The organism is Desulfotruncus alcoholivorax DSM 16058, assembly GCF_000430885.1.
In the GTDB taxonomy this organism is placed as follows: Bacteria; Bacillota; Desulfotomaculia; order Desulfotomaculales; family Desulfallaceae; genus Desulfotruncus; species Desulfotruncus alcoholivorax.
The window spans coordinates 1-5446 of the sequence record NZ_AUMW01000053.1 but is presented as its reverse complement, the minus strand read 5'-3'; the positions used below and the strand labels follow the sequence as shown (position 1 = coordinate 5446).

The 5446-nt window shown below is 43.3% G+C and carries 12 protein-coding genes; 7 read left to right on the top strand and 5 right to left on the bottom strand.

All coding sequences use genetic code 11. From position 1 onward, the window contains the following. Window positions 1-45 precede the first annotated feature (45 nt). The 3 genes from H569_RS20845 to H569_RS20840 form a co-directional block, all read right to left on the bottom strand. Window positions 46-1329, bottom strand: coding sequence for a helix-turn-helix domain-containing protein (locus tag H569_RS20845; protein ID WP_034631182.1), 1284 nt, complete (start codon window positions 1327-1329; stop codon window positions 46-48). A gap of 73 nt (window positions 1330-1402) precedes the next feature. After that, complete coding sequence (locus H569_RS22650) at window positions 1403-1561, bottom strand: hypothetical protein (protein ID WP_157833573.1); 159 nt, start codon at window positions 1559-1561, stop codon at window positions 1403-1405. Window positions 1562-1643: 82 nt separating this feature from the next. Then, window positions 1644-1844 (bottom strand): helix-turn-helix domain-containing protein, encoded by a 201-nt coding sequence (locus tag H569_RS20840; protein ID WP_034631179.1) that lies wholly within the window; start codon window positions 1842-1844, stop codon window positions 1644-1646. Window positions 1845-1981: 137 nt separating this feature from the next. Between H569_RS20840 and H569_RS0116855 the strand changes: the two genes are divergently transcribed. The 3 genes from H569_RS0116855 to H569_RS22645 all read left to right on the top strand — a co-directional run bounded on the left by H569_RS0116855 (window position 1982) and on the right by H569_RS22645 (window position 2878). Continuing rightward, window positions 1982-2314 (top strand): helix-turn-helix domain-containing protein, encoded by a 333-nt coding sequence (locus H569_RS0116855; RefSeq protein ID WP_027365941.1) that lies wholly within the window; start codon window positions 1982-1984, stop codon window positions 2312-2314. Window positions 2315-2316: 2 nt separating this feature from the next. Then, a complete protein-coding gene (locus H569_RS0116850) occupies window positions 2317-2619 on the top strand; it encodes a hypothetical protein (RefSeq protein WP_027365940.1) in 303 nt (100 codons plus the stop codon). Window positions 2620-2716: 97 nt separating this feature from the next. Beyond that, complete coding sequence (locus H569_RS22645) at window positions 2717-2878, top strand: hypothetical protein (RefSeq protein ID WP_157833572.1); 162 nt, start codon at window positions 2717-2719, stop codon at window positions 2876-2878. A gap of 165 nt (window positions 2879-3043) precedes the next feature. On the opposite strand, the gene H569_RS0116840 is transcribed toward H569_RS22645, so the two are convergent. Further along, window positions 3044-3232, bottom strand: coding sequence for a hypothetical protein (locus H569_RS0116840; RefSeq protein WP_027365939.1), 189 nt, complete (start codon window positions 3230-3232; stop codon window positions 3044-3046). A gap of 220 nt (window positions 3233-3452) precedes the next feature. Continuing rightward, window positions 3453-3701: a helix-turn-helix domain-containing protein gene (locus tag H569_RS0116830; protein ID WP_034631176.1), complete on the bottom strand. Its 249-nt coding sequence runs from the start codon at window positions 3699-3701 to the stop codon at window positions 3453-3455. 129 nt (window positions 3702-3830) lie between these two features. Here H569_RS0116830 and H569_RS0116825 point away from each other — a divergent pair, with 129 nt between their 5' ends. The 4 genes from H569_RS0116825 to H569_RS20835 form a co-directional block, all read left to right on the top strand. Next, on the top strand, window positions 3831-4355 hold the full coding sequence (locus H569_RS0116825; protein ID WP_027365937.1) for a helix-turn-helix domain-containing protein: 525 nt from the start codon (window positions 3831-3833) through the stop codon (window positions 4353-4355). 143 nt (window positions 4356-4498) lie between these two features. Continuing rightward, entirely contained in the window at window positions 4499-4720 is a 222-nt protein-coding gene (locus tag H569_RS0116820; RefSeq protein ID WP_027365936.1) for a type II toxin-antitoxin system HicB family antitoxin, read from the top strand. After that, window positions 4717-4953 carry a type II toxin-antitoxin system HicA family toxin gene (locus tag H569_RS22075; RefSeq protein ID WP_081411088.1) on the top strand — a complete coding sequence of 79 codons (237 nt, stop codon included), beginning with the start codon at window positions 4717-4719 and terminating at the stop codon, window positions 4951-4953. Before H569_RS0116820 ends, H569_RS22075 begins: the two co-directional genes overlap by 4 nt. 180 nt (window positions 4954-5133) lie before the next feature. Continuing rightward, the coding region (locus H569_RS20835) for a hypothetical protein (RefSeq protein WP_034631173.1) at window positions 5134-5446 on the top strand (313 nt) is incomplete at its 3' end.

The window sequence follows — 5446 nt, the reverse complement described above, 5'->3', positions numbered from 1 at the left end:
TTATGTAAAGCATCGCCGAGAACGCTCCTTGACCGTGATTTCCTTTTAGTTCCCATTCGTTTTACCCCCGTTCACCACCAAGAATTTGTCTCTTGTCGTTACGCCTTTAATACCGGGCTTGATCACTTCTTGAAGGGTTTCCTTTACTTCCACAAACCTGGGGATGTATATGTCGCAGGCCTGGATCACGGCGTTGGCCAGTATAGTTATACTTACACCGTCGGGTTGCATTTCCGCTATAGCCTCGATCATGTCTTCACGCCTGTTGGTTATTTGTTCTGCCAGATCAGATGCTTTTTTGAGTTGCTGATAAAATTCTTTTATTGCGTCCGAGTATGGCAGGATTTTTTTTCTGAACGATTCCGCCGCTTCCCGTCCGCCGTAATCGTCTATGTATTCGGGATTATCTTCTTGATCTACGTCGAGATTGGCCCTGGCTTTTAAAGGAACATCGGGCTTATTTGAGCATACCGCTTGCAACCCTTTTTTCGCGGCCCATTGATTGAGGTTACTTTGGGCTTCCTCTCGACTTTCAACCATCGGCATTGCCGGTGACTTAACCCGGTGAAGGCCTCCGTCCGGAGAACGCCAGAACGTTCCATATTCATTTCCGAGTCCTTTACTGATGAATATTTCACGTCCATTGTGTACGTAACAAGTGAGCTGATTTTCGGCTTGACCATCATTAATCCTATCACTATCGTTTTCTGAATACTCATGTGTCACATTTTTTACATTTGGGTACTCTTCACATGCGCCTTTGGTATTGTTTTCCTGCAACGGTGTCAAATTTTTTACACTGTTGCTCTCCCATTTACTAATAGCCTGCCTAGTCACGCCTAATTGTCCAGCTATTTCTTCCTGAGTCATTCCCTTTACCCGCATCCTCAAAGCCTTTTCCCTAATTTCTTCCCTGGCTTCACTTCGCTCTGCAGCCAAATCGGACACCCAGTTCTGCACCGTTTGCCGCGTAACGCCCAGTACATTCGCTATCTCCGTGACCGGCCTGGTTCCGTACCACTTCCTGGCTAGCTCTTTCATTTCACCTTTGGTTAGGGGCTTGCCGTGATGCAGGTTCAGTTCCACAGCCCGGGCGGCCGGGTCAGCCGGATCTTCAATTGTGACTTCTACCTCGGCGGCGCCAACCAGCTTGTATGCTTCCAGCCTGTGCCTGCCATCCAGGAGCCGGTTATCTTGTGTTATCACTATTGGGGGAAATATTGCACCGGCGGTCATGGCCTCGCGGTAGCGTTCTACGGTATCCGGGTCAAAGTCGGCCCGGGGGTATATGGTTTCGTCAATGACAATATCACTAATCTTTTTTTGCAATGGTTCATCCCCCAAAAATTGACTTTTATCATGCCATTTATTGGCAGGTTTTTATAATAAAAGCATAGAATAATTAATTGGTATTAGCTTTTGGCAATACAGTGTTCTGTTTTTCTTTTTCCACCTGCGCTATCCATAGAGCTAAAATACGTATACCCCGCATTTGAAATGTTTTGTACTGATCTCCATTAATTTTTTGAACTTCTTTGATAATAGTTTTGGGTATGGCCATGTATTCACCACCCAGTTCTTAGCTAATATTTACATCGTTCCTTAGAACACCGTGCCAAGATATAGCTACGCTAGCTAATTGCTTAACTAATTTTCTCTTCGAGAAGATCGGTAATTTTTACGCCCAGGGCGTTGGCGAGTTTTTGAAGGGTATCTGTTCTCGGAATTCTTTTGCCAGCTTCAATTTCACTAATCGCTGATTGTGGAATCCTTGCTCTTCTTGCTAATTCTGACTGGGACATATCTCCCCGTAGCCTTGTCAACCGTTGAGCGAGGTACTTCATTTGTGTTCACCACCTATCTGTTTCTAGATAATATACTATACGTTTTCGTATATACTGTCAATACATTTTCGGATAAACAATTTTAAAAATTTTTGTGATACAATCTGTTTTAAGATAGTTATTTGAGGTGCTACAAATTGGATATTGGTCAAAGAATTAAGTTAGCTAGAGAACACCAGGGTTTAAGTATGAATGCACTTTCAAAAAAATCAGGTGCTGCTCAATCTGCCATAAGCGAAATAGAGTCAGGAAAACGTCAACCAACTTTTGAGGTATTAGAAAAAATCATCTATGGACTAGGTCTCACCCTCGCCGAATTCTTTGCTGACAACCAGGTGGTTGAGCCGCTTCCTTCAGATATACGCCAGCTTATCGACTTAGCCCAACAACTCACTCCACACCAAAGGGAAATACTGCTCGCTGCTGCTAAGGAATGGGCCGGGCTTAATCCTAAACCGAAAGGAGAATAATAATGACCAACGATGAATTTCAAAATTTAGTGCTACAGCACTTTCAAAAGGTTTATGAGAAGTTAGATTCCGTTGAAAATCGCCTAACCTCTGTTGAAAATCGCCAAACTAAGCTTGAAACCAAAATAGAAACCGATATTGCTGAAAAAATCCAGGTTTTATTTGAAGCTAACCAGATTCAGGAAGAACGCCATAATATTGTTATGGAACGGCTTAGAAGTATTGACGAGCGCCTTGATGGTATTGAAATTGATACCGGCTATCTTGTGTCTAAGGTTGCCAGGTTGGAAAAGATGGCAAAATAAAACGCTTCTTTCCTTCCACCTCCCCTCTATCGTCCTGATACTTGAATCTGTGCTTGATACGCGGGTTGAATCTGATTAACCGAAAGGAGAATGTCCTATGACCAATGAAGAATTTCAAACCCTTGTATTGCAGCAACTACAAGCATTAGCCGGAAGCGTTAAATCCCTTGAAGAAGGTCAAAAGCTGCTGGAAGAAGGCCAAACCCGCGTAGAGAGTCGTATTTCTAAATTTGAAATGTTTTGTACTGATCTCCATTAATTTTTTGAACTTCTCTGATAATTGTCTTGGGTATCGCCATATGTTCACCACCCAGTTCGCTAATCGGTTAATTTACTAATTTGTTTCAATAATATGGCCCTGATTAATCGACCTGCCCAGGGTACCGCGCAATCGTCTCCTATCCACCAGCGACACCTGCCCGGTTTAACGGCTTGCCGCGTTAATGACGGTTTCTTGTTCCTCTATCATTTTCATAATCGAAGGAAATATAATCCTTGCCAGGTCGCTGTATTCCTCGTCTAAATCCCCGGGTGTTATACTTATGATTTCCCTGCTGATGGTTTCCAAATGGTCCTTTTCTCTTTTGGCTATATATTTAACAATAGCTATCACGATACTCACCCGCCCGTTGGTTAAATAATCAACCCATATGCTTCCATTTGCTGGTAGGATTTTAATTGTTTGCACAGAATTTTAAAGAAGGCACCATCGTTTTTAAGATAAGCTTGATAAAAAATCTCAATTAATCCCCTGATCATTGCAGCTTTCCTGCATCTTTGATAGAATCATCTAAACACTGTTAACAAATTAACAATTTGCAGAAGCCAGCGTTTTACTGTGCCGCTTTTTGGGGCATGGTAGTAATAGGCCACAGCTTTTCTTCCGGCACGCCCAGCGCGTCCGCAATTACCGGCCTCAAGCGGCGTCCGACATAAGGGGTGTTGTCGTCCAGGGCTCGACTTACCGCACTGGGAGTTACGCCCGCCCGATGGGCGATGGCTTTGAGCCTGATCCCTTTTTGCAACAGCATGATTTTTATATCCAAGCCGGTTACATCTTTTTTAGCTTCACCATTGGCCACAGCTGGCACTCCTTTCTGGTTGACGTTGGGTTGTCAAGTAAATAACAGTACTTAGACATAATATTAATATGTCTAAGGCATAATAGTCAAGGCATTTTATGCAATTTTCATAATTAGGGCGGTTTTTTTATGGGTATTGGTGAGAGGATAAAATTCTTAAGAAACTCTCTAAAGTTAACACAACAAGAGTTCGCTAACGCTCTTGATATTGATCAAGGGCATATTGCTGGCATAGAAAAAGGCTCAAAAAATCCTTCAAAGCCATTGCAAAAGGTTATTTGTTTCACCTTTTATGTCAATGACATATGGCTTAAAACAGGCAAAGGGGAGATGTTTATCTCCCCCGAGGAACCGTTAAAAAATCTAATGGCCCGCTACGGAGAGCAGGCCATCATCGAAGCAGTTAATAATATTCAAAAATCGAAAGAAAGTTCAGCTGAGATAATTGACGTTACCGAACTCACCCGCCGGGCATATGACAAAGACCCGCAACTGAAACGTATGATTGACACGTTATACATACTCTTTTCCGCCGGCGATGAAGAATTAAAAGCATGGACTTCTTATCAATTCAAACGCGCTTTCCCGCCCGACGTAGTGGAAGACGCACAAAAAAAACAACAGGAAAAAAGCCGGCAAGCCACTACAAGTTAAATTAACATTGATACACTCTTCTGACAAGCCATGTCATTAACGTTATAATCGCGGTGACGTGGACAGAAATATGACTTGGCCATTGTCTTTTCGGATCTTGGAGAGACGGAATCACCGCGGGAGTCATAAAGGAGTTGACTACCATGACCGGTCACCGCTTTTTGGTTATTATTGAGCAAGACGAAGATGGCAAATATATTGCTTCTGTACCCTCTCTCCCCGGGTGCCATACTCAGGCGGATAACCTTGCAGAATTGGAAAAGCGGGTCCAAGAGGCAATAAAGCTTTACCTTGATGAAAAGAGAGATTTTACCCTCGCACCAGACAAGTTTATAGGCATCCACCAAGTTGAAGTGCAACCATGACAAGGCCGCTATTATCCCTGCCGAAGATATGGAGCGGATACTGGTTCGCTTTTGGCTTTACGCGACAAAGACAGGTTGGCAGTTATGTCCTGTTTACTCATTCCGATGGGCGTTGCACAGTTGTTTCATTCCACAAAGGGAAAGATTTAGGCAGGGGCCTAATCAGAAAAATCCTTCGCGATATAGACATATCCCCGGAAGAATATGAAAAGTTGAGGCAAAAAGTCACGTAGGCCTTGAGAATTAATCATCTGCCGATTTTTGCTTTCCAAAAGGAGGACCAAGAACATTAATAAGTATTTTCCACAGTAAAGATCTTCAATTAAGGAAATAAAGAGGATATCCTTACCTATTTGAAGGTAAAGTGGGAGCGGGAAAAGAAAAAACGAGAAAAGGGGAAGGGGTAATTTTTAATGAGCATACCCAAAGAAGAACTCCACAGATTAATTGACAGGATTCCGGAACAAAGCGTAGCAAGGGCCAAAAGGTACCTGGAAAGACTGGTAAAAAGCGTACAACCAGAAAGCCCAGCCATGCCGCGACCGCATAACAAACCTTTTTATATTGATCCCACATGTCCAAAATGCGGCACCGTCCTTGTGCTTGCAGATTTATTAGATGATCCCAATGCGCCATGGGATATTGTCTGGCATGACGAATTCATTTGCCCCGCCTGTCGCGACTACATTTACCTGGACTGGCCTGAAAGCGAAAGAACGGCCTTGA